Source organism: Amycolatopsis sp. NBC_01480 (genome assembly GCF_036227205.1).
Taxonomy (GTDB): domain Bacteria; phylum Actinomycetota; class Actinomycetes; order Mycobacteriales; family Pseudonocardiaceae; genus Amycolatopsis.
Genome location: NZ_CP109442.1, coordinates 4,475,995 through 4,498,288, shown reverse-complemented (window position 1 = coordinate 4,498,288; position 22,294 = coordinate 4,475,995). Strand labels below are relative to the sequence as shown.

The 22,294-nt window shown below is 69.0% G+C and carries 18 protein-coding genes; 7 read left to right on the top strand and 11 right to left on the bottom strand.

Annotated features, from left to right (window positions below; all coding sequences use genetic code 11):
• Positions 1-41: 41 nt before the first annotated feature.
• Genes OG371_RS21645 through OG371_RS21635 form a run of 3 tightly spaced genes read right to left on the bottom strand, consistent with a single transcriptional unit; the run spans position 42 to position 3,814 of the window.
• The gene (locus OG371_RS21645; protein WP_329071953.1) at positions 42-1,250 is read right to left on the bottom strand and encodes an ABC transporter substrate-binding protein; all 1,209 of its coding nucleotides are present in this window, start codon (positions 1,248-1,250) and stop codon (positions 42-44) included.
• A 25-nt stretch (positions 1,251-1,275) separates the two neighbouring features.
• Positions 1,276-2,355 carry an ABC transporter ATP-binding protein gene (locus OG371_RS21640; RefSeq protein ID WP_329071951.1) on the bottom strand — a complete coding sequence of 360 codons (1,080 nt, stop codon included), beginning with the start codon at positions 2,353-2,355 and terminating at the stop codon, positions 1,276-1,278.
• Positions 2,356-2,392: 37 nt separating this feature from the next.
• Positions 2,393-3,814: a gamma-aminobutyraldehyde dehydrogenase gene (locus OG371_RS21635; RefSeq protein WP_329071949.1), complete on the bottom strand. Its 1,422-nt coding sequence runs from the start codon at positions 3,812-3,814 to the stop codon at positions 2,393-2,395.
• A gap of 111 nt (positions 3,815-3,925) precedes the next feature.
• Between OG371_RS21635 and OG371_RS21630 the strand changes: the two genes are divergently transcribed.
• Together OG371_RS21630 and OG371_RS21625 are read left to right on the top strand one after the other, a co-directional pair.
• Positions 3,926-4,669, top strand: coding sequence for a FadR/GntR family transcriptional regulator (locus OG371_RS21630; RefSeq protein WP_329071947.1), 744 nt, complete (start codon positions 3,926-3,928; stop codon positions 4,667-4,669).
• Between the two features lie 32 nt (positions 4,670-4,701).
• Positions 4,702-5,439 carry a cache domain-containing protein gene (locus tag OG371_RS21625; RefSeq protein ID WP_329071945.1) on the top strand — a complete coding sequence of 246 codons (738 nt, stop codon included), beginning with the start codon at positions 4,702-4,704 and terminating at the stop codon, positions 5,437-5,439.
• Here OG371_RS21625 and OG371_RS21620 read toward each other — a convergent pair.
• Entirely contained in the window at positions 5,429-6,868 is a 1,440-nt protein-coding gene (locus OG371_RS21620; protein ID WP_329071943.1) for a PucR family transcriptional regulator, read from the bottom strand. The two genes, OG371_RS21625 and OG371_RS21620, sit on opposite strands and share 11 nt — an antisense overlap.
• 152 nt (positions 6,869-7,020) lie before the next feature.
• Between OG371_RS21620 and gabT the strand changes: the two genes are divergently transcribed.
• The 3 genes from gabT (at position 7,021) to OG371_RS21605 (ending at position 11,259) form a co-directional block, all read left to right on the top strand.
• Positions 7,021-8,373 (top strand): 4-aminobutyrate--2-oxoglutarate transaminase, encoded by a 1,353-nt coding sequence (gene gabT, locus OG371_RS21615; protein WP_329071941.1) that lies wholly within the window; start codon positions 7,021-7,023, stop codon positions 8,371-8,373.
• Positions 8,370-9,797 carry an aldehyde dehydrogenase family protein gene (locus tag OG371_RS21610; RefSeq protein WP_329071939.1) on the top strand — a complete coding sequence of 476 codons (1,428 nt, stop codon included), beginning with the start codon at positions 8,370-8,372 and terminating at the stop codon, positions 9,795-9,797. The genes gabT and OG371_RS21610 overlap by 4 nt, the downstream gene beginning before the upstream one ends.
• Positions 9,798-10,005: 208 nt before the next feature.
• Positions 10,006-11,259 (top strand): HNH endonuclease signature motif containing protein, encoded by a 1,254-nt coding sequence (locus tag OG371_RS21605; RefSeq protein WP_329071938.1) that lies wholly within the window; start codon positions 10,006-10,008, stop codon positions 11,257-11,259.
• On the opposite strand, the gene OG371_RS21600 is transcribed toward OG371_RS21605, so the two are convergent.
• Together OG371_RS21600 and OG371_RS21595 are read right to left on the bottom strand one after the other, a co-directional pair.
• Positions 11,162-11,932, bottom strand: coding sequence for a helical backbone metal receptor (locus OG371_RS21600; protein WP_329071936.1), 771 nt, complete (start codon positions 11,930-11,932; stop codon positions 11,162-11,164). The genes OG371_RS21605 and OG371_RS21600 overlap by 98 nt on opposite strands.
• Positions 11,929-13,335, bottom strand: a complete 1,407-nt coding sequence (locus OG371_RS21595; RefSeq protein WP_329073240.1) for an RNB domain-containing ribonuclease — start codon at positions 13,333-13,335, stop codon at positions 11,929-11,931. Before OG371_RS21595 ends, OG371_RS21600 begins: the two co-directional genes overlap by 4 nt.
• 129 nt (positions 13,336-13,464) lie before the next feature.
• Between OG371_RS21595 and OG371_RS21590 the strand changes: the two genes are divergently transcribed.
• Positions 13,465-14,427 (top strand): ATP-binding protein, encoded by a 963-nt coding sequence (locus OG371_RS21590; RefSeq protein ID WP_329071934.1) that lies wholly within the window; start codon positions 13,465-13,467, stop codon positions 14,425-14,427.
• 279 nt (positions 14,428-14,706) lie between these two features.
• Here OG371_RS21590 and OG371_RS21585 read toward each other — a convergent pair whose 3' ends face one another.
• Both OG371_RS21585 and OG371_RS21580 read right to left on the bottom strand, forming a co-directional pair.
• Positions 14,707-14,904: a hypothetical protein gene (locus OG371_RS21585; RefSeq protein WP_329071932.1), complete on the bottom strand. Its 198-nt coding sequence runs from the start codon at positions 14,902-14,904 to the stop codon at positions 14,707-14,709.
• Positions 14,905-14,974: 70 nt separating this feature from the next.
• Positions 14,975-15,550, bottom strand: a complete 576-nt coding sequence (locus tag OG371_RS21580; RefSeq protein ID WP_329071930.1) for a hypothetical protein — start codon at positions 15,548-15,550, stop codon at positions 14,975-14,977.
• 2,550 nt (positions 15,551-18,100) lie between these two features.
• On the opposite strand from OG371_RS21580, the gene OG371_RS21575 reads away from it, so the two are divergent.
• A complete protein-coding gene (locus OG371_RS21575) occupies positions 18,101-18,562 on the top strand; it encodes a hypothetical protein (RefSeq protein ID WP_329071928.1) in 462 nt (153 codons plus the stop codon).
• A gap of 15 nt (positions 18,563-18,577) precedes the next feature.
• Here the strand turns inward: OG371_RS21575 and OG371_RS21570 are convergent, their stop codons facing one another.
• From OG371_RS21570 to OG371_RS21560, 3 genes are read right to left on the bottom strand one after another with little or no spacing between them, the layout of a single operon-like run.
• Positions 18,578-19,576 (bottom strand): C40 family peptidase, encoded by a 999-nt coding sequence (locus OG371_RS21570; protein WP_329071926.1) that lies wholly within the window; start codon positions 19,574-19,576, stop codon positions 18,578-18,580.
• A gap of 5 nt (positions 19,577-19,581) precedes the next feature.
• Positions 19,582-20,175 (bottom strand): hypothetical protein, encoded by a 594-nt coding sequence (locus OG371_RS21565; RefSeq protein ID WP_329071924.1) that lies wholly within the window; start codon positions 20,173-20,175, stop codon positions 19,582-19,584.
• 3 nt (positions 20,176-20,178) lie between these two features.
• The gene (locus OG371_RS21560) at positions 20,179-22,257 is read right to left on the bottom strand and encodes a magnesium transporter (protein ID WP_329071922.1); all 2,079 of its coding nucleotides are present in this window, start codon (positions 22,255-22,257) and stop codon (positions 20,179-20,181) included.
• Positions 22,258-22,294 lie beyond the last annotated feature (37 nt).

Sequence of the window (22,294 nt, the reverse complement as noted above, 5' to 3'; positions counted from 1 at the left end):
GTTTATGACGGTTCTAACCGTCATAAACACTCACGAGGGGGTCAGCCCTTGATTTCGGTCCAGGCGCGGGTCCAGTCGCCGTAGTCCTTGCACTTGACGTCCGTGCGGCCGTCGAGGCACTGCGGGATCGGCGTGGTCCAGTACTGGATCTTGGCGGCGTACGCGGCGTCGTTCGCGTGGTAGGTGTCGCACAGCGACTTGTCGGTGAACTCGGCGCAGGCCTTGCTGTTCGCCGGCGCCTCACCGAAGTACTCGGCGACCTGGGCGTTCACCTTCGGGCTGATGATGTAGTCCATCCACTTGTACGCGCAGGTCTTGTGCTGCGACTTCGTGGCCACCATCCAGGTGTCCGACCAGCCCGTGGCGCCTTCGCTCGGCACCGTCGACTGCAGCGGCGCGCCCTCGCTCTTGGCCAGGTTGACCGTCACCTGCCACGCGGTGCCGATCGTGCCGTCGCCGCTCTTGAGCGACTGCGCCTCCTTCAGGTAGTCCGCCCAGTACTCCTCGACCTGCGGGCGCTGCTTCTTCAGCAGGTCCACCGCGGCGTTGAACTGCTTGTCGTCCAACGCATACGGGTTCTTGATGCCCAGGTCCGGCTGGTGCGCCATCAGGTACAGCGCGGCGTCGGCGATGTAGATCGGGGAGTCGTAGGCGATGATCTTGCCCTTGTACGGCGAGTTCGGGTCGAACATCGACGACCACGAGGTCGGCGCCGGGTTCACCTTGTCGGTGCGCCAGGTCAGCACGTTCGCGCCCCAGCCGTGCGGGATGCCGTACGCGACGTTGTTGACACTGTTCCACGACTTGTTCTTCAGGAACGGGTAGACGTCGTTGTAGTTCGGCACGAGCGCGGTGTTGACCGGCTCCACGTCACCCGAAGCGACCAGTCGCAGCGACGCGTCGCCGGAAGCCGACACGACGTCGTAGCCCCCGGTCTTCATCAGCGTCACGGCCTCGTCGGAGGTGCCGAACGGCTTCACGTTGACCTTGCAGCCGGTCTCCTGTTCGAACGGCGTGACCCAGTTGACCTTCGGGTCGTTCGAGCCGTTTTCCGCGTAACCGGGCCAAGCCAGCACGTTCAGCTGCCCCTCGGGCTGGCCGAGCGCGGTCAGGGCGGACAGCTTCGGCGGGGTGAACCCCTGCGCGCCCGGCGCCGATCCCGAGGAGGAACTGTTACTGGCCGTGCCGCAGGCCGCGAGCAGGAGGCTCACGCCGCACAAGCCAACGAGCAGCGTCTTCCTGTTCTTCATGTCGAGAGAAACCTTCCCGTGAGGACTAACCGGCTTCGGGGACCCGGAAACTGTGTTCGCGGCGCCAGCTCAGTCGGACGCGACCATCGGCGAACTCGGTCGGAGCACTGATGTTCTGGCGGACAACGGACAACTGACCCCCCGCATCGAGCGCGACAGCGTAGCGCACTGTGGACCCGGCGTATACGACATCCGTGACGATTCCGGTCGCGCTGGTCTCGCCCGGCCCCGCTGGTGAAGCGAGGTTTCCGTCGATGGTGATCTTCTCCGGCCGGATGCTGAAAACACCCGGACGGCCGATCACCGCCTCCGCGCCGCGGCCGCTGAGCAGGTTGGACGTGCCGACGAAACCGGCCACGAACGCGGTCGCCGGCCGCTCGTACACCTCCACGGGGGTGCCGACCTGCTCGATCCGCCCGGCGTTGAACACCGCGATGCGGTCGCTCATCGTCAGGGCCTCGTCCTGGTCGTGCGTCACGAAGACGAACGTGATGCCGACTTCGCGCTGGATCTGCTTCAACTCCACCTGCATCGCTTGACGCAGTTTGAGATCCAACGCGCCCAGGGGCTCGTCCAGCAATAACACTTTCGGGCGATTTACCAGGGCGCGCGCGAGGGCCACCCGCTGACGCTGGCCGCCGGAGAGCTGCGAGGGCTTGCGCCGCCCGTACTCCTCGAGCCGCACCGTGCGCAGCGCCTGTTCCGCGCGCAGCCGGCGATCGGCCTTGCCGACGCCCTTCACCCGCAGCCCGTACTCGACGTTCTGCTGCACGGACATGTGCGGGAACAGCGCGTAGTCCTGGAAAACCGTGTTCACGTCACGGTCGAACGGCGCGAGGTCGCTGACGTCGCGGCCGTCCAGCTCGATGCTGCCCGAGGTGGGCAGCTCGAACCCGGCGATCAGCCGCAGCACGGTCGTCTTGCCGGAGCCGGACGGGCCGAGCATCGAGAAGAACTCGCCCGGCGGGATGTCGAGGTCGACGCCGTCGACCGCGCGCACCTCGGAAAAGTGCTTCTGCAGCCCGGTGAGCCGGATCGCCGGGCGGTCGCCGGGGTTCCGCGCGGCGCCGGCGCGGGGGGCCGTCGAGGGGGCTTGGTGGGGCATGGCGGGCCTTTCGGCGTCGTTCCGGTCCGGTCTCGGGTTACAGCGCGCTCATCACGTGCTTGACGCGGGTGTAGTCCTCGAGGCCGTAGAGCGAGAGATCCTTGCCGTAGCCCGATTTCTTGAACCCGCCGTGCGGCATCTCGGCGACCAGCGGGATGTGGGTGTTGATCCACACGCAGCCGAAGTCGAGCCTGGCCGAAACCCGCATGGCCCGCTGGTGGTCCTTGGTCCACACCGAGGACGCCAGCCCGTACGGCACGCCGTTCGCGGCCTTCACCGCGTCGGCCTCGTCGCTGAACCGCTGCACGGTGATGACCGGGCCGAACACCTCGTTCTGGGTGATCTCGTCGTCCTGGGTGACGCCGGAGACGACCGTGGCCTCGTAGAAGTAGCCCTCGTCGCCGGCCTGCCGTCCTCCACAGTGGACGGTGGCGTGCTCGGGCAGGCGGTCCACGAAACCGGCCACTTTTTCCAGCTGCGCGGCGTTGTTCAGCGGGCCGTACGCGACGGTGTCGTCGTCCGGGAGGCCGGTCTTGGTCGCCTCGGCCTGGCGGGTGAGCGCGGCGACGAAGGTGTCGTGCACGTCGTCGGAGACCAGCACGCGGGTGGCTGCAGTGCAGTCCTGGCCGCCGTTGAAGTAGCCGGCCATCGCGATCGTCTCGGCCGCGAGGTCGAGGTCGGCGTCCTCGAAGACGATCACCGGGGCCTTGCCGCCGAGCTCGAGGTGCACGCGCTTGACGTCGCGGGCCGCGGCGGCGGCCACCTCGATGCCCGCGCGGACGGAGCCGGTGATCGAAACCATCGCCGGGATCTCGTGCTCCACCAGCGCGCGGCCGGTGTCGCGGTCGCCGCAGACCACGTTGAACACGCCCGGGGGCAGGAACTCGCCGCAGATCTCGGCCAGCAGCAGCGTCGACGCCGGCGTGGTGTCGGACGGCTTGAGCACGATCGTGTTCCCGGCCGCCAGCGCGGGCGCGATCTTCCAGATGGCCATCAGCAGCGGGTAGTTCCACGGTGTCACCTGCGCGCAGACGCCCACCGGCTCGCGGCGGATGAAGGAGGTGTGACCCTCCATGTACTCCCCCGCCGACCGGCCTTCCAGCACGCGCGCGGCGCCGGCGAAGAAGCGCAGCTGGTCGACGATCATCGGCAGCTCTTCGGACATCGTCAGCGCGACCGGCTTCCCGGTGTTCGCGGACTCGACGCGGACGATCTCCTCACCACGCGCCTCGACGGCGTCGGCGATCTTCAGCAGCGCGAGCTGACGCTGGGCCGGCGTGGTCTCGCGCCAGCTCTCGAACGCCTCCGCGGCGGTCTTCAGCGCGCGGTCGACGTCTTCGGCACCGGCCACCGGAGCGGTGCAGTACGGGCGGCCGGTCACCGGATCGGTGATCTCGGCGACCGCACCGGACAGGGAGTCGACGAACTTCCCGCCGACGTAGTGCTTCAATTCCTGCACGCGTACGCCTCCTGACTCTCCGTGGCAGGCTGAAACATATAACTCCATATTTCAAATCACAAGACTCTGGGGCAGGATTGACTCAATCGCAGGTGCGAGACGGGTGGACTCATGCGCAAGGAGATGCCGAACAACGCGCGACTGGCCATGTTCGCGCCGCTGGACCAGCTCGGCCGGGCTGAGGCGGTGGCGGCGAGGCTGCTGGACGCCATCACCCTCGGCCTGCTCGACGACGCCGAGCAGCTGCCGAGCGAGGTCGAGCTGGCCGCGCAGTTCCGCGTCTCCACGGTCACGGTGCGAGAGGCGCTCGCGGTCCTGCGTCACCAAGGGCTGGTCGAAACGCGCCGCGGACGGGGCGGCGGCAGCTTCGTCCGCACGCCCGCTTGGCCGGCGCCGAGTTCGTGGGCCGAGCGCCTGCGTCTGGTCTCGCTCGCGGACCTGCGCGACTTCGGCGACCACTACCTCGCCGTCGCCGGCTCCGCGGCCAAGCTCGCCGCGGAACGCAGCTCGCCGGAGGACCTCGAACGGCTGCGGCTGGCCGCCGAGGACCTGGTCGACGCCACCGGGCCCGACGCGACCCGCGCCGAGCGGCACTTCCACCTCGAGGTGGCGGCGGCCGCGCAGTCGCCGCGGCTCACCAACCAGGAAGTTCAGTTGCAGAGCGAACGCGGGGGGTTGCTCTGGGTGCCCCTCGGCGGCGAAGACGGTTCCCAGCAGGCCTACGCTGAGCACCGCGCGATCGTCACCGCGATCGCTGCAGCAGACGGCGAACTGGCCAGGAAGCTCACCGAGGACCACATTTTGGGCGCACTGGATCGGCTAGCCGATCTCCACTTAAGCCTCGAAACGCCGTAAGCTTCGATGACCCCGCATCCGAGGTGAGCATCGTGACCGACACCCGAACGCTGACCGGCGATGAAGTCGTGGCCCAGGTTTCCGCGCTGGTGGAAGAGATCTTCGAACGGCTGAAGCCGGTACTGGCCGCCGCCGAGTCCCTGCTCGCCGAGCCGGGCGGCTCGGCTTCGGCCGCCCTGCACCGAATCCGGCCGCAGGTCATCGAGGCCCTCGGCGGCCTGGTCATCGGCGCCGGCTTCGTCAGCGCGCCGCACGTGCTGTCCGACCAGGAGTTCGGCTTCGAGTGGTGGACCAGCCCCGCCGAGGAGGGCGAGCCGCCGGAACAGCTGTTCATCTCGCTTGACCCGGACAGCGAGAACTTCCTCGACTACACGCGCCAATCGTGGTTCACGGTGCCGCGCGACAGCGGGCGAAGGCACATCAACGGCCCGTACGTCGACTACCTCTGCACTGACGAGTACACGCTCACCTTCACGCTGCCGGTCGAGCGAGACGGCTTCGCCGGGGTTGTCGGCGCGGACGTGTACGTGCGCGAGTTCGAGCGTACGGTGCGAAAGCGGCTTCGCTCACTGGGACGCGAAGCGGCGCTGCTGAACGCGCAGGGCCGGGTGATCGTGTCCAACAGCGTCCGGCAGGCGACGGGTTCGCTGGTGCGCGCGGTCGACGTGCCGGCCTGGTGGGCTTCCGGCGCCGAGCCCTACACCGCGGACGGCGGCCTGACCCTGCGCCGTTGCGGGGACTCGCCGATCGCGCTGCTCGTCACGACCTGACCTGCAGCGCCAGCCAGAGTTCGGCGCGCACACCGGGCGAGTCGAGGTCCCGGCCGAGCAGTTCAGCCGCCTTCGTCACGCGGTTGCGCAGGGTGTGCCGGTGCACGCCGAGCTTCGTCGCGGCGAGGTCCCAGTGGCCGTGGTGCTCGAGCCAGCAGCGCAACGACGTCTCCAGGTCCCCGCGGCCGGTTGCATCGAAGGCCCGCAATGGGGCGAGCAGCTGGGCGGAAAACGCTTGTGCTGCTTCGGGTTCCAGCAGTTCGAGGAGTCCACGGCCGGCGTGGTCGGCGTAGCGGACGAGCGGGACGTCGGTGGTGCGCGCGGCGGCCGCTGCCTCGCTTGCTTGGTGGAGGGCGGTGGCGAAGACGTCCGCCTCGGCTAGGCCCACGTGGAACTCGCCGACGTCCTGGGTCGCTGATATCACCCGGTCCGCGTCGTCGGTCACGGCGATCAGCAGGTTGTGGTGGTGGGCGAAGAACACTTGTCCGGCAAGGGTTTCGAGCCGGTCGTAGAGGGCGTTGCGCTGGCCTTTCGTGCCGGACAGGGCGAGCACGGTCCACGGCTGGGGTGGTACCTCTTGAACGGTGCGCAGGACGTCCAGGGCGAGGTCTTCCTGTCCTGCCGCGAGGAGGTCCAGGAGGCCGGTGCGCAGTCGCGACAACGCGGCGTGCTGCGTGCGATCCTGTTCCAGGGCAAGGGAAAGCAGCGAGACGGCGGTGTTGACGATGTGCCGTCCGGGCGCGTCGAGGGGATCCCTTCGCCCGACGGCGAGGGTGCCGCGGGTGTGCAGGGTTTGGAGGACCACCTCGTCGTCGTCGAGCGGGATGACGCGGGTGCCGGCGCGAAGTCCGGCGACGTCGAGGCGTTCGCCGTACGCGCGGGCGGCGGCGGGAGCGGCCTCGGTCACCCGGCCGGCGGAGTCGAACAGGACGACCCAGGCGTCGACGAGTCGCGCCAGGCGGCGGACCACTCCGGCGGGGCCGGTTTTGCCGACGGCTGTTCGGGTCAGCTCTTGTTGGGCCTTGCCGACGCGGATTGTGGCGGCGTACTCGTCGGCGGCCACTGAGCGGGAGACGGCGCGAGTGATGGCGATGAACGGGGTCTTCCTGGGTACTTCGAGGACGGGTAGGCCGATGTTGTCTGCGGTGGTTAGTAGTGCTTCGGGCACGCGCGTGTGGCTCAGGCCGACGCCGAAGCCGAGGCCTGCTACGCCGGCTTCGACGAGGCGTTGGACGTAGGCGGCTGACGTCGCTTCGTCCAGCGCTAGGCCGGTGGTGAGGAGGAGTTCGCCGCCTTCGAGGAAGGCTTGCGGGTCGGTTAGTTCGGTGGGGTGGACCCAGCTGATCGGGCGGTCCAGGGCTGCCGCTCCGGCGACCACTCGCAGGCCCAGCGGTCGGTCTTCGGCCAGTGCGCGCAGAGTCAGTGCCATAGTGGCTAATTCTACGTGCCGACTTGGACAGCTTGGCCACATGACGCCGTGCCCTCCCGGCCGCACTCTGGTGAACGACCCAGCCAGTCGTGAGTGTTTGTGCCGGTTAGAACCGTCGTAGGCACTCACGAGCCCGTTTCCAGGAGCCGCCCGTGACTACGACCGCCGCCGAGCCTCAGGCACCGGCACCCCAGCAGCGTCGGCTGCTTACCGAGATTCCTGGCCCTGCGTCGCGCGCGCTGCAGGAGCGGCGGGCGAACGTCGTCGCAGCTGGGGTTGCGTCCACGCTGCCTGCGTACATCACGTCTGCGAGCGGTGGGCTGCTGACTGACGCTGATGGCAACGTGCTGATCGACTTCGGTTCCGGTATCGCTGTGACGAACGTCGGCCACTCCGCGCCTGCGGTGGTCGATCGCGTTCGCGAGCAGGTGGGGCTGTTCACACACACCTGTTTCATGGTGACGCCGTATGAGGGTTATGTGGAGGTCTGTGAGGCGCTGGCTGAGCTGACACCTGGCGACCACGCGAAGAAGTCGGTGCTGTTCAACTCCGGTGCTGAGGCCGTGGAGAACGCGGTGAAGATCGCTCGCGCCGCGACGGGGCGGCAGGCGGTGGTGGTGTTCGACCACGCTTACCACGGGCGGACCAACCTGACGATGGCGCTGACCGCGAAGTCGGTGCCGTACAAGCACGGCTTCGGGCCGTTTGCGCCTGAGGTCTATCGGGTGCCTGGTTCTTATCCGTTCCGCGACGGGTTGGACGGCGTCGAGGCTGCGCGGGTTGCGATCGATCGGATAGAGAAGCAGATCGGCGGGGACCAGGTTGCCGCTGTGGTGATCGAGCCTATTCAGGGTGAGGGTGGGTTCATTGAGCCTGCGGCTGGGTTCCTGCCTGCTCTTTCGGCGTGGTGCACGGCCAACGGCGTGGTGTTCGTCGCTGACGAGGTGCAGACCGGGTTCTGTCGTACTGGTGATTGGTTCGCTTCCAGTGATGAAGGTGTGGTGCCCGATCTAATCGCTACGGCCAAGGGGATCGCGGGTGGGCTGCCGCTCGCTGCGGTGACCGGGCGTGCGGAGTTGCTTGACGCTGTCGGGCCGGGTGGGCTTGGTGGTACTTACGGTGGCAACCCGGTTGCGTGTGCTGCGGCGCTTGGGTCGATCGAGATCATGCGGGAGGCGGACCTGGCCTCTTCTGCGCGACGGATCCAGGAGCAGGTGCTGCGTCGGTTGCGGGCGCTGGCATTGGAGACCGGAGTGATCGGTGACGTTCGCGGGCGTGGCGCGATGCTGGCGGCGGAGTTCGTCAAGCCGGGTGGGGTGGAGCCAGACGCGGACTTGACCAAACGCGCCGCCGCGGCCTGCCACGCGCTCGGCGTGGTCGTCCTGACTTGTGGCACCTACGGCAATGTCGTTCGGCTGCTGCCGCCTCTTTCCCTGTCCGATGAGTTGCTCGATGAGGGGTTGTCCGTCCTCGAGTACGCGATCCGTGTGGAGGCTCGTAAGTGACCGTCCCCTTCTGGGTCGCCGGCAAGCCGGTGACCAATGACACCAACGCCGTTGTCCGTCATCCATTCGACGGCGGCGAGGCTGGTTCGCACCACGTACCGTCCACATCGGACATCGAGACGGCTGTGCAGGCTGCGGCTGACGTTGCTGATGAGTTCGCCACGTTGCCTGCGCACGTCCGCGCGGGGGCGTTGGACCACGTGTCCCGGGTGTTGGGTGAGCGGTCCGAGGAGATTGCGCAGCTGATCACGGCTGAGTCGGGTAAGCCGTTGAAGTGGGCTCGTGGTGAGGTCGGCCGTGCGGTTTCGACGTTCCGGTGGGCGGCTGAGGAGGCTCGGCGGTTCTCCGGTGAGTTGCAGCGTCTTGACACCGATCCTGGTGGGACTGGGCGGATCGCGTTGGTCCGGCGGGTGGCTCGCGGGCCGGTGCTGGGCATTACGCCGTTCAACTTCCCGTTGAATTTGGTGGCGCATAAGGTCGCACCCGCCATCGCAGTTGGCGCGCCGATCGTGCTTAAGCCTGCGCCTGCGACGCCGCTGACCGCGTTGCTGCTTGGCGAGATCCTGGCCGAGACGGGGCTTCCTGCGGGCAGCTGGTCGATTCTGCCTATCGGCAATGAGGAGACTGCCGAGCTGGTCAAGGATCCTCGGCTGCCTGTTGTTTCTTTCACTGGTTCGGTTCCGGTCGGGTGGAGCATTCGGGAGAGCGTGCCGCGTAAGCATGTGGCGCTCGAACTGGGTGGTAATGGCGCGGTGTTGGTCTGTCCTGATTGGACAGATCTGGACTTTGCGGCGCAGCGGATCGCTACGTTCGGCATGTACCAGGCTGGACAGTCTTGTATCTCGGTGCAGCGGGTGTACGTGCATACCGATGTGTATGACTCGTTGCGGGAGAAGGTGCTTGCGCAGGTCGCTGCGTTGCGGACAGGTGATCCGCGCGAGGATGGGGTGGATGTCGGCCCGCTGATCAACGAGGCTGCCGCCGTGCGGGTCGAGTCGTGGGTCTCGGATGCGGTGGCCGTAGGTGGGACCTTGCTGACCGGTGGTGGCCGTTCTGGTGCCGCCGTGGAGCCGACCGTGCTCGCTGACGTGCCTGAGGATGCATCGATGATGGCTGAGGAGGTTTTCGGGCCGGTGGTTTCGCTGATCCGGGTTTCCTCGGTGGACGAAGGTGTTGCGCGGATCAACGCTTCGCGCTTCGGACTTCAGGCTGGTGTTTTCACTCGCGACCTTCCGACTGCTTTTGACGTGTCCGCTCGGTTGAAGGTCGGCGGGGTCTTGGTGGGTGACGTGCCTAGTTTTCGGGCTGACCAGATGCCTTATGGCGGCGTGAAGGACTCGGGGGTCGGGCGTGAGGGGCCGGCGGCTGCGATGGCTGATCTGACCGAGGAACGTGTCACTGTGTTGACGGGGATTACGTTGTAGGGTGGTGCCCCGATTTTTAAGTGTCACTGACGCTCACTGGGATTTGTCAAGGCTGGAAAGATGCCTTGACAAATCCCAGTGAGCGTGTGGGCGGCGGGGATCGGGGTCGGGGAGGTGTGGGCATTTGTGCTGGTTATGTCGCGTAGCCATGTTTCGTTTCACCCCATTTAGTGACGTTTTTCGGCGTCGTTTTCGGTAAAATTGAAGGGTGAGTTGTTCTGGGGATTCTTCGTCCGAGGTGTTGACTCGGATTCGCGATCGAGCTGTTCGGATAGCACAAATGGAGGCTGAGCAGGCAGCCGATATCGCCGCGTTCGCTGCGAGCGGGTCATCTCGTTCTGTTGCCGCCGAACTCGCCTTGGAGCTGTCCATTACCGAACGGCGTGCCGGTGCCGAGGTCGCGCTGGCACAAGCTCTAACTACTCGGCTGCCTCGGACCTTCGCTGCCTTCCAACGCGGAGAGATCGACGGGTTCAAAGCCCGCATGGTGTTCGAGCCGACCAATGTCCTCTCCGATGACATGGCTCGCCAGGTTGACGCCATTGTTGCGACCCGACTTGCCGGGAAGAACCCCTCGTCGCTTCGGGCGGCTGTTAATCGCGTAGTGCAAAAGGTTGATGCTGCGGGTTACGAGCGGCGGTCTCGGGCTCGGCGGCGCGAACGCAGCGTTTGCCTTATCCACCAAGACGAAACCATGGCCACCCTTTTCTGCGACCTTCCCGTCGAACAGGCCTCCGCCATCTACACCTCACTCGACCAGCACGCTCGGCAGCTCCGCCGTCGCGGTGACGAACGAACTCTCGAACAGTTACGCGCCGATATCCTCTCCGATCGGTTACTCAACCGATCACCCGGCAACAGTGGCATCGCACCCGTCATCTACGTCTACGTCGATCTGCTGACCCTCGCCGGGCTCAACGAAGAACCCGCCGAGCTGGCAGGTAATGGCACTATCCCTGCCTGGCTCGGGCGGGAACTCGCAGGCGACGCCAATTCAGTGTGGCGGCGCATCATCACCGATCCGGATACCGGGCAGGTTCTCAGCGTCGGGCGCACTCGCTACCGGCCGCCCGCCGCCCTCGCCGACCTTGTCCAAGCCCGCGATCGCGTCTGTCAGCATCCCGGATGTCACCGGCCCTCTCAATACAGCGAGATCGACCACACCCGCGACTTCGCGAAAGGCGGCCATACCGCCGAAAACAACCTTGCTCCGCGTTGCCAGAACCATCACCACCTCAAAGACCAGCCGGGGTGGACCTACGCCACAAAGCCCGGCGGCGAAGGCACCATCACCACGCCATCCGGACGGACCTACACGACCAAACCCGCGCCACTACACGAAAGTCGGACAAGACGGTCGCGGATTACAGGGTGCGGAGCGCCTCGTTCAATGCAGCATGCGCGTCAACAAGCGAAGGGCCATACCAGGTCAGATACCGGCCCGACACCAGCACCGGCCTAGCGTCCGGGAAGAAACCCGGGCCGTCCTCGGCGGTGAATTCGTATGGCTCGTCCGGCAGAATCACCAGGTCGTCCGCTCGGGCCTGTAGCTCGTCCAGCGGGGGACGGGGGTAGCGGTCGGCCGAATCCGCGTAGGCGTTCTCCACTCCGACGCGCCGTAGTACGTCACCGGCGAAGGTGTTGCGGCCCAGGACGATCCAGGGCTTGCGCCAGACCGGGATTACTGCGTGGTGTCTGATCGGCGGGACCTCTCGCCACAGGTCCTCCGCCTCGTTCAGCCACGTGGGCTCCGCGATGCCGTAGGCCTGGGTCAGGATTCGGCGCAACGAGCCCAGGGCGGCCGGGACGGTGGCGCTGGCTTCCATTACCCACACCGGGATTCCGTTGGCGCGCAGGCGTTCCACGTCCTCCGGGCGGTTCTCCTCCGAGTTCGCCAGCACCAGGTCCGGGGCCAGGTCCAGGACGCGGTCCAGGGTTGGGTATTTCGAGCCACCGATCCTCACCACGTCCAATGTGGATGGGTGCGTGCAGTAGTCCGTGGCACCCACCAGGCGTCCGGGGGCGCTCACCTCCACCGCCTCCGTCAGCGACGGGACCAGCGAGACCACCCGCGACGGCGCGCCGTCGATCGGTACCAGTTCGCCCAGGTCGTCCAGTAAGTCGCGGGTTCTCATACGCGTTCGAACAGCACCTTTCGCTTGTCGACGTCGACTGCGGTCAGGCGGACTCCGATTCTTTCGCCCTCAGGGAAGCGCTCGCCCGCGCACTTCGCCATCACCGGCGGGTCCTCCACCAGGATCTCCGCCTTCGTCTCCTCCGCGCGCAGCACCACGGCCGTGAACTCACCACCCACGCGCTCCGCCAGCACCCACGCCTCCACCTGGTCGATACAGGCCCGCTCCACGCGCGCGGCCAGCACGTCCGAAGCGGACATCTTCGACGGCACCTCCTCCAGCGCCTCCCGCGCCCACGACGGCACCTCGCGCCCCGCCGTCACCGCCAGGCAGACCTCCGTGGCGAAACGGTCGACCAGGCGTCGGATGGGCGCCGTGACGTGCGCGTACGCACCGCCGATGCCCGCGTGCGTGTCGAGGCCGGGGCGCTCGCCGTCGAACGAGGTGTAGCCCGCGCCGCGCAGGAGACGCGTTGTGTCCGCGTACAGCGCCATCGAGGAGGGGCGTCCGGGGTCCAAAGAGGACAGGAACTCCGAGACCGTCCGCCCTTCCGGCCAGGCCACCCCCAGCGCGTGCGCCGAACGACGCAACCACTCCACCGCGTCCGGCTCCGGTGGCGGCAACGTGCGGAGGACGCCGATCCGCGCGTCCAGCATGATCTGCGCGGCGGCCATTCCGGTGAGCAGCGAAATCTCCGCGTTCCAGGCGTCGACGGCGGTGCGGGGGCGGCGGGCGAGCGCCCAGCCACCGTCGGCGTCGCCGCTGATTTCCTGCTCCGGCAGCTGCAACTCCACGGCCCCGCGGCGGACGGCCAGCTCACGCCGGACCCGGCCCAGCTCCGGCAGCGACGCCACGGACGGGTGCGGGCGGCCGGCGTCGAGCGCGGCCTGCACCGTCTCGTAGTCGAACTGCTCGGTGGACCGGACCAGCGCGCGGCGCACGCGCGTCTCCACCGGCTCGCCGCCCTCGTCCACGTCGATCGTCCACAGCACGGCCGGGCGGACCTCGCCGGGCAGCAGGCTCGCGGCACCCTCGGACAGCACGGGCGGGTGGAGCGGGACGTTGCCGTCGGGCAGGTACATCGTCTGGCCTCGGCGGCGGGCCTCGCGGTCCAGCGCGCCGCCGGGCGGCACGAACGCCGCCAGGTCCGCGATGGCGTAGTGCACCCGGAAACCGCGGCGGGTGCGCTCGACGAGCATCGCCTGATCCAGGTCCTTGGAACCGGGCGGGTCGATGGTGACGAACGGCAGGTTCGTCGCGTCCTCGCGGCCGCCGGCCGACGCGAGCGGGTCGAGCACCGACTGCTCCGCCTCGGCCAGCACCTCCGGGCCGAAGGACTCCGGCAGCGCGAACTCGGCCCGGAGACGACCGAAGTCCCCTCCCGCCGCGTGTGTCCTGATCACGAGTGGAGGCACCACACAACAGTATCCCGCTGAAGCGCCCGTGATCGCCCGTTCGGGCGCGCGCCGGTCGGGTGTACGTTGAGCCCGTCCAACAATGAAAACCATCTTCATTTCCGAAAGGGTTTCGCCGTGAAGATCGCGTTCGTCGGCAAGGGCGGCAGCGGGAAGACCACGCTGTCCTCGCTGTTCGTTTCGTACCTCGCCGACGCCGGCAAGCCGGTGCTGGCGATCGACGCCGACATCAACCAGCACCTCGCCGTGGCGCTGGGCGCCACCGAGGAGCAGGCCCTCGCGTGGCCGACGCTGGGCGACAACATGGCGTTGATCAAGGAGTACCTGCGCGGCGCCAACCCGCGGATCCCGGACGCCGCGTCGATGATCAAGACCACCCCGCCCGGCCGCGGATCGCGCCTGGTGAAGCCGTTCGAGGACAACCCAGTCTTCGACGCGTGCTTCCGCCCCCTCGGCGGCGTGCGGCTGGGCGTCACCGGCCAGTTCGACGAGGACGACCTCGGCGTGGCCTGCTACCACTCGAAGGTCGGCGCGGCGGAGCTGCTGCTGAACCACCTGGTCGACGGCCCGGGCGAGTACGTGGTGATGGACATGACGGCCGGCGCGGACGCGTTCGCCTCCGGCCTGTTCACCCGCTTCGACGTGACGTACCTGGTCTGCGAGCCGACGCTCCGCAGCGTCGGCGTCTACCGCCAGTACGCGGACCACGCCCGCGACTTCGGCGTGCGCCTCATGGTGGTCGGCAACAAAGTCACCGACGCCGACGACGTCGAATTCCTGAGCACCCAACTCGGCGACGCCCTGATCGGCTGGCTCAGTGCCTCCCGCCACGTCCGAGCCGCCGAGCGCGGCGCGCCCCGCCCCATCGGCGAACTGGAGCCGCACAACCTGGACACCCTGTCCCGCCTGCTGTCCACGGTGGACGCCGAACCCCGCGACTGGGCGCGGTACCAGCGGCAGGGGGTGGAATTCCACCTGCGCAACGCTCGTGCCTGGGGGAACGGGCGTACGGGGGCCGATCTGGAGGCACAGGTGGACCCGGAGTTCGTGCTGGATCCTTCGGTTCCTGCTTTGCGCTGAGGCTGTTCTGTCCGGCTGCTGTTTGCTGGGCTGGCTGGGGGTTGGCTGCGCCTGCTCGAGCGGCTGGGGACCGTCCCAATGTGGCGTCAGTCGCGGCCAACATGGGCGTTGGTGGCGCCCAACGCACCCGGGCACGGCGTCGAGTGCGGCCAGCCCGTCCGACGTGGCGTTGGGTGCGCCAGCCTCTGCCCCACCGGCGCTCCGCGCCCAGCCCTCACCCACGCGCCGAACGCCACGTCGGGGCGCTTCAGGCGGTCGGTTGGGCGGGGGCGCTCGCGGTCAGTCGCCGTCCCAGGCGTGGTCGGCTGCGTCGGCCTGTCGGGTCCGTTCCCGGGCGATGTCCAGCGCACGGCGGGCCGTGGCCTCGTCGGGGTACGGGCCGAGCAGGTCGATGCTCCGGCTCCGTTCGAGGTGCTCCACCTCGTTGGTGCGGGTGTTGTAGTACCAGCCTTGGTCCGGGTTCGGGTCGTCAGCCATGCCTCGTAGCGTGGCACCCGGGGACGCGCCTGTCACTCCGGCGGGACGATTCGGGTTACCGGTGCCGACGTCACTTCCGGTACTTGTAGGGGATCTCCGTGGGCTCGCCGGTCGGGCCGAACTCGCCGCCGCCACCGTTGTCCTCGCGGTTCTCGAACTCGTCGAACCACCCGCGTGACTGCGGCAGCGGCGTCCCCCGAGGCGGCGTCTCGACGTCATCGGCCGGCGAGGGAGCCGAAAAAGCGATCGGCGCATCCCGCACCTGCGGCGGTTCAGCACCCCCGGCCTCTCCCCCAAGCCGCCGAGCCATCGACGACTGCGGCTGCGCGGCTCCTTGAGCCCCGCCGAACCCCTGCTGCTCCGCCGGTGTCGGCTGAACCCACTGCCCAGCCGGGTCCTGAGGCTGCGGCAACCCGCCCGGCTGCTGCGCGGGTCCCTGCACCCCAGCGGACGTCCGCTGCCCCGCGGCGGCAGCGCCTTGCTGCTCCGCGTACCCGTGCTGCACGTGGCCCTGCTCTGTGTGGCCGTGCTCCGCGGGCTTCTGCGGCGTGTACCCCTGCTGCGCGGCACTGTCCTGTGGTTCTGCGGGCCCCGGCTGCGCGGCGGTCGCCTGTGAATCCGCGGGCGCCGGCGGTCCGGTGGGCACCGGCGGCACAACCGGCTCCCGCCCCGGGAACACCGGCGGTGCGGCCCGGAAACTCCGCACCGGTGGCGGCGGCCCGGCGGGTCCCGTCTCCTGCCCGGGAAACACCGGCAACGGCCGCCCATCCGGCCCGAATCCCGCCGAACGCCCCCCACCAGGCTGCGGCAACGCCGGCCGCTGCCCCTGCGGCTGCGGCAACGACGGCTGAGGCAACTGCGGCTGCGTCGGCTGCTGCTGCGGCTGCGGTTGCTGCGGCGGCTGCTGCTGCGGCTGCGGTTGCTGCGGCGGCTGCGGCGACGGCGACGGCGACGGTTGCTGCCGACTCTCGTGCTTTGGCTGGTTCTCCTGCTGTGACGGCTGAACGGGTCCGCCCGCCTGCGACTGCTGCAGGCTCTCGTGCTTGGGCTGATTCCCGTGCCAAGGCGGCTCAACGGGTCCGCCCGTCGGCGGCTGCTCCGGTCGGCTCGCTTGATGCGGCGGCTGCACAGTCCGATCCGCCTGCGGCTGTTCCGAGTGGCTCACTTCATGCGGCGGCTGCACAGGCCGGTCCGACTGCGGCTGTTCCGAGTGGCTCACTTGTTGCGGTGGCGGGCCAGGGTGGCTTGCCGGCTCCGTCGGCTGCATTTCCTGTTGAGCCGACCAACCTGGCTGCGGCGACTCCGAAGGCGGCACCGGTCCCGCCTGCGGCTGAGCCGCAACATCCGCCGGACGCACGGGCGGCTCGGCAGCAGCCTCGTGACGCTGCTCGTCCGGCCCTTCCGTCACCGGCGATTCCGACGAGTCCATCGGCGCCGCAGCAGCTTCCGGCCGGTTTGGTTGTTCCGCCGGAACCGTCGGCGGCGCAACAGGTTCAGGCTCCGCAACGGGTTCCGCCTCGGCTACAGGTTCTGGCTTGACGGCGGGGTCTGGCTTGGCGACGGGTTCGGTCTCGGGGGTCGGTTCTCCTGGCTCGTCGGCATCGGATCGAGCAGATGGCTCGGTCCGGCCAGCCGGCTCGGGCTCAGCAGCCGGGTCGGCTTGCGACGTTACGTCAGGCCGCGTCACTGCCTCATCAGCCGACCCCGCGGGCTCTGGCTGGGCGGCAGGTTCGGCCAAGTCGGCAGCCTCGGGTTCGGTCTGTCCGGTCTGCTCTGGCTCCGCGGCCGGGTCGGTCGACGGAGCGGGCGCCTCGGCGACGGGCTCTCGAGGCGGGCTCGGCACAGAATCCGTGGAGGTTTCGCTGTCCAGTTCAGGCGACGCTGCGTCCGTCGGCTGCTCTGCCGGTGACGTCGGAGCAGTCGCCTCCAAGGGCGCGACGGAGGCGTGCGGTCGAGTTGCCGGTTCAGGCTGGGGTTCAGGTGACGCTGCGGGTGGAGGTGTCTGCTCGCGATCGTGCCGTGGGTGTTGTTCCGGCTGAGACCAGGAGGTCTCGGCCGGAACGGCCGGTTCCGGGCTGAGCCGACCCGGTTCCAGGGGAAGCTGGCCCGGTTCCGGGGTTTGCTCGATCGGTGCGCGATGGAGCGGCTGGCGCTGGACGGCCTCGGGCTCGCCCGTCTGGTCCGAAGCGTGCGAGCGCGTAGTCGACCACTTCGGTGTCGGCCCGGGCGACCACTGCGGGAAGGTCTCCCGCGCAGGGCGTGCAGGCATCGGTGCCGAACCGGACTGCGCAGCATCGGGCACGGGATCGGCGCGGGGGGCTGTGGCGGCTGACATCGTGTTGTCTGACGCACCGGCGGGAGCAGCACCGGCCGAGGCCTGCGGTGCCGTCTCGGGCGCAGCCGGAGCTTGACCAGTCCTCGGACGGATTCCCGGCGCCACACCCGGAGCACCCGGTCCACCAGGCACCACAGGACTTCCGCCCGGCGCACCAGAAACCACCGGACCTGTGCTCGGAGCCCCAGACATCGGGGCGCCCGACGCACCAGGTCCATTCGCGCCACCGGGCGCAATAGCGCCAAGTCCGTTGGCAGCACCAGGTCCGTCAGCGACGCCCGGCGCAGCACCACCAGGTCCATTGGCAACACCAGGTCCGCTGGTGGTGCCCGGCGCAGCAGCACCGCCTTCGTGCCCCTCCGGGCCGCCGGAAATACCCGCACCGGAGCCAGCCCCGGTGGATCCGCCGACAGCTGAACCGCCCGCACCAGCGCCGGAAGCAGCCGCGCCGCTCGCACCGGGACGAGGGCCAGTCGCGCCCGGGCCAGCGGGAGGCGCAGAACCGGCAGCACCGAGACTGGCTGCAGAAGCACCGGAGGCAGCAGCACCGGGACCAGCAACAGAAGAAGCGCCGAGACCGGTGCCAGCAACACCAGAACCCGGCACCCCACCCTCAGCCCCACCCGGATGCGGCACCGTCCGCCACACCGGCGCCGGTCCGATGTTCATCGCCGCCGGGGCCGCCAGGGGACCCGTCGTGGGAGCAGGGGCGGCAGGCCGCGGAGCAGGCTTCGGGATCGGGTCCAGGCAGGAAACCAGCACGGTCGTGTTCAGGGGATCCGCCACTTTGCGCCCGCTGCGTTCCCGGTAGATCATCTCGCCCTCGGTGTCGATCTCGACGAGATAACCGGCCTCCGCCAGTTGTTCCTCGTCGAGATCCACGAGCTTTTCGTAGCGGGACGGCACCACGCGGTAGACCGGCCAGGTCAGGCGCGCGTGCTCGGCGTGGAACTGGGCCAGCAGGGCCGCCATCTGCTGCTGCCACGGCAGCGACATGCCCTCCGCCAGCGAGCGCGGCAGCACCACGTAACCGGCATCGACGCCGGGCCAGCCGTGGTTCAGCTGGTCGGCCAGCGGCGTGCTGGACGCCGGGTGCGCGGACTGACGCTGCGGCTGCGGTGCGCCGAACAGCGTTCGCGGGTCCTGGGGCTCGCCCGGGCCGGGCTTGCCTCGCTTGCCGAATTTCCGTGCCACGTGTGTCATCCTCTGCCAGCGCGCGGCCGCGTGCTCGTGGACAGGCCGCGACTTCGGGTGAATCGGGCCCGTCGCCGGGTCATCGGACAGGCCATAGCGGTCACCCCGGTCGGTGTCAAGAGCCGGTGACTCCCAAACCCCATGCTAGACGCCGGGACGCACCGCCTGCGGGACCACTTCCGCCTCGTCGAAGGAGAACGGCCGGATGTGCACCGGGACGCCCGTCTGCTGGGCCTCGACGATCTTGCCGTCGCCCAGGTACATCGCCACGTGGTGGATCGTCGACGGGTCCGCCGGGTCGGTCGCCAGGAAGATCAGGTCCCCGGGCTGCGCGTTCCGCACCGGCAGCATCGCGCCCGCCTTGTACTGGTCCTGGGAAACGCGCGGCAGGATCACGCCGGCCGACTCGTACGCGCGCAGCATCAGGCCGGAGCAGTCGTACGCGTTGGGCCCGGTCGCGCCCCAGACGTACGGCTTGCCCTGCTCCCCCAACGCGAACTTGATCGCCTGCGCCGCCGCTTGGCTCGGCGGCAGCGCGGCGCCCAGCCCCTGCCCGCAGCCGGCGGCGTCGACGACCTGGCCCAGGTTCTGCACCAGGACCGCCGCCATCGCCTCCCACTTGTGGTAGCGATCGGGGAAACCGGAGCGCTCCACGGACTGGGCCGCGTCGCCGGGACGCAGGTTCGTCCAGTCCGGGACCGACAGCAGCACGTCGAAGAACTTGTTGATCGCGTAGTTCGGGTTGGTCACCTCGGCGGCGCTGCCCCAGTTCATCGACGGGCGCATCTGGAAGACGCCGAGCGAGTCGCGGTCGCCGTGGTCGAGGTTGTGCAGGCCCGATTCGGTCATGCCGGCCTGGATCGCCACCTGCCAGGCGCGCGGGGCGAGGCCGCGCTGCTTGCCGATCGAGATGATCAGCGCGACGGTGCCCTTCTGCTCCTGGTCCAGGTTCGACGCGTCGGCGGCGCCCTGCTGGGGCTGGCCCGGCTGGGTCGGGCCGATCGCGGCGTCGCAGGAGGTGTTCATCAGCCCGCCGGCCGCGGCCTGCTGCTGGTCCACCACCACCTTGGTCACGGCGCTGGTGGTCAGCACCGTCGCGAACACCGCCGCGATCAGCACCCCGACCAGGATCCCGAGCTTCACCGGACTCAGCCCGCCTGGTCGTAGTCCGCCACTCGCCACCCCGCGCCGGTGTTGACCACGGTGATGCTGAGCTTCGGACCATCGGTGGGGACGACGACCTGGACGGAGCTGGTGTAGGAGGAAGTGACGGCCGGGTCACCGGTCAAGCGCGTGGCCGGGATGTTCGAAGGGTCCACAGTGGACATGACGGGCAGGAACTCGTCGGTGGTCAGCGCGCGCATCCCGTTGAGCCAGTCGGCGTTCGAGATGCCCGCCGGGTGGTTCACCCAGGCCGTGGCCCACTGTTTCGCCACATTGACGGCCTCGGGGTTCGGCGGCGCGGACGTCGGCGTGGCCAGCGGGCTGGACAGCCGCGTGGGCAGCGTCGAGGGGGTCGCCACCGGCGCGGCCAGGCCGGGCCGCGGCACGGAGCTGGTCGCCGAAGGGCCGGGCTGGGCGGCGGCCGGCTTGCCCATCGTCTTCGGCAGCACGATGCCGAGCGCGGTGACCAGGATGGCCAGGAACACCAAGGTCCCGGCGAGGTGCCGTGGCGAGCGCAACGGCCAGCCCCACAGGCGTCGGTAGACCGCGGCCCGGCCGCGGTTGGTGCGGATCGGCATCCGTCACCGCCCCATGACCTGGTCGGTGTCGCGCACCTCGATGCCCCGCGAGGGGCGGTAGAGCACGAACACCGGCTTGCCCGCCACGACCTCGGGGTCCACCCGGCGCGGCTGCGCGCGGATGCCCGGCGGCGTGTACACGTTGGCCTGGCCCGGGACCGACTCCGGCGTCGTGTAACCGCGGTCGGCGTTGTTCATCCGGGACGGCACCACCACTGGCTCGGGCTCGTCGCTCCAGCGCAGGTCGGCGACCGGCGAGGTGTCGACGCGGCGGCTCTCCTGCGCCGGCAGCCGGCGGCTGCCCACGACGTAATCGCCGGGCTCGCCGGAAACCGGGTTGTACTGGCCGTAAACCGGTGAGCCCCCGCGTCCGGCCGGGAGCGCGCCCGCCGATCCGCCCGAGCCCACGGCGCCGGGCCACGGCGCGCCGGACCACGCGGCGGCCGGCCGGACCGCGCCGGAGCCGTTGTCGAGCCGCTGGGAGCTGGCGAAAACCGTTGCCTCGGGGCGATAACGCCCACCGCCGACGGTGGCGCCCATCGGCCCGCGGGCTTCGCCGTCCACCACGTCGTCGGTCTCGCGCACGTTCTGCCAGAACGAATCCTGTGGTGTCGGCCCGTTCGCGCCCTTGCGGAACTTCGAGAAGATCCCGCCGGACGGCGAGGGCACCGCGGCGCCGACCATGCTCACGGACATCTCGACCATCTGCCACAACCGCCGCACCGGGCGGCCGACCATGAACAGCAGCACGGTGACCAGCCCGGCGAGCACCATCTGCGTCAGCATGTTCAGCGAGTTGCCCGCGTCGAAGATCGCCTGCAGCAGCAACGCGTGCACCCCGGCCAGCACGGACAGCACGACCAGGTTGAACGCCACCGCGCCGGCCACCTTCAGCACGCGCCGCAGGATGTCCGGGTGCAGCAGCGCCACCAGCCCGATCAACGGCGCGGTGAGCGCGAACAGCCGGATCAGCACCTGCGCGAGCAGCACGGAAGCCTTGGCCAGCAACTGGAACAGCGAGTAGACGATGCTCTGGCCCAGCGCCAGGAACCCGGCCCCGGTCCGCCCGCCGGACTCCCCGGTGAAGTAGCCGGTCGCGGGGCCGAGCTTGGTGGAGATGTCCTTGTACGCGGCCTTTTTGGCGTCGACGACGTTCTGCTTGCCGTCGTCGCCGTTCACCAGCTGGTCGCGGGTGAAGGCCTGCGCGTCCAGCAGCGGCTTGCCGAATTGGTCGGCCTGCGGCGCCGTCGGGCTGCCGAATTCGCCGCGCAGCCAGTTGTTGTAGACGATCTGCGTGTGCAGGTTGGTCGGCAGGATGTCGCGGACGATCCGGTCGGAGCTCTCGTCGACGAAGCCCGCCTGGATGTTCGTGGTGGTCTGGACGATCGCCCTGTCGATGGGGTCGAAGTATCTGAGCATTGCCAGTGACGACGCGGCCAGCCACACGGCCGCCAGCGCGTACAGCGCCCGTTTGCTGACCGCGGCCAGGTCACCGCGCCAGATGTTGCGGAACAGCATGATCGACATGATCAGCGCGACCAGCCCGAACAGCTGCGCGTAGATGTTGTTGTAGACCTTCTCGGCGCCCGATTTCACGGCGTTGTAGATCGGGTTCAGCAGACCGCCCTCGAGCACGGTGTAGTGCAGAGAGTTGGTCGCGCCGACAATGTTCTTGCCGACGTTGAACAGCTGGTTGCCCGCCCAGGTGTCGATGGTCGAGCTGGGCGAGGCGATGCTGGAGAGCGGGGAGCAGTCGGTCTGGAACGTGTCCCAGACGAGCCCCGCGTAGCTGTAATCGATGTACGCGCTGTTCGGCTCGCCGTGGCCCTCCGGCGGGTCGATCGCGCCGACCATGCCGGAGCCCGGCCGCTCGGGATTCGGCGCCTCACCGCAGGCGGCGGCGTTCGCGGACGGCGCCAGGACCACGGTCTGCATCCCGAGGATGACCATGACGGCGATCATGGTGGCCCGCCGGCTGGGCTTGTGCTTGCCCGGCTTGGGCCCCTGCCTGATCCGCCGGCGCAGGGCATGCCAGGCGGCGGCGATCGAGAGCACGAACGCCAGCGTCAGGACGGTGCTCACGCGGTCCTCCCCGCGGAGCCCGGTGTGGTCCCCGCGG

Excerpts from the sequence above, each read along its gene's own strand:
- OG371_RS21600 (WP_329071936.1), bottom strand. The coding sequence starts at position 11,932 with ATGAGAACCCGCGACTTACTGGACGACCTGGGCGAACTGGTACCGATC.
- OG371_RS21645 (WP_329071953.1), bottom strand. The coding sequence starts at position 1,250 with ATGAAGAACAGGAAGACGCTGCTCGTTGGCTTGTGCGGCGTGAGCCTC.
- OG371_RS21585 (WP_329071932.1), bottom strand. The coding sequence starts at position 14,904 with ATGGCTGACGACCCGAACCCGGACCAAGGCTGGTACTACAACACCCGC.
- OG371_RS21630 (WP_329071947.1), top strand. The coding sequence starts at position 3,926 with ATGCGCAAGGAGATGCCGAACAACGCGCGACTGGCCATGTTCGCGCCG.
- OG371_RS21620 (WP_329071943.1), bottom strand. The coding sequence starts at position 6,868 with ATGGCACTGACTCTGCGCGCACTGGCCGAAGACCGACCGCTGGGCCTG.
- OG371_RS21640 (WP_329071951.1), bottom strand. The coding sequence starts at position 2,355 with ATGCCCCACCAAGCCCCCTCGACGGCCCCCCGCGCCGGCGCCGCGCGG.
- OG371_RS21565 (WP_329071924.1), bottom strand. The coding sequence starts at position 20,175 with ATGCCGATCCGCACCAACCGCGGCCGGGCCGCGGTCTACCGACGCCTG.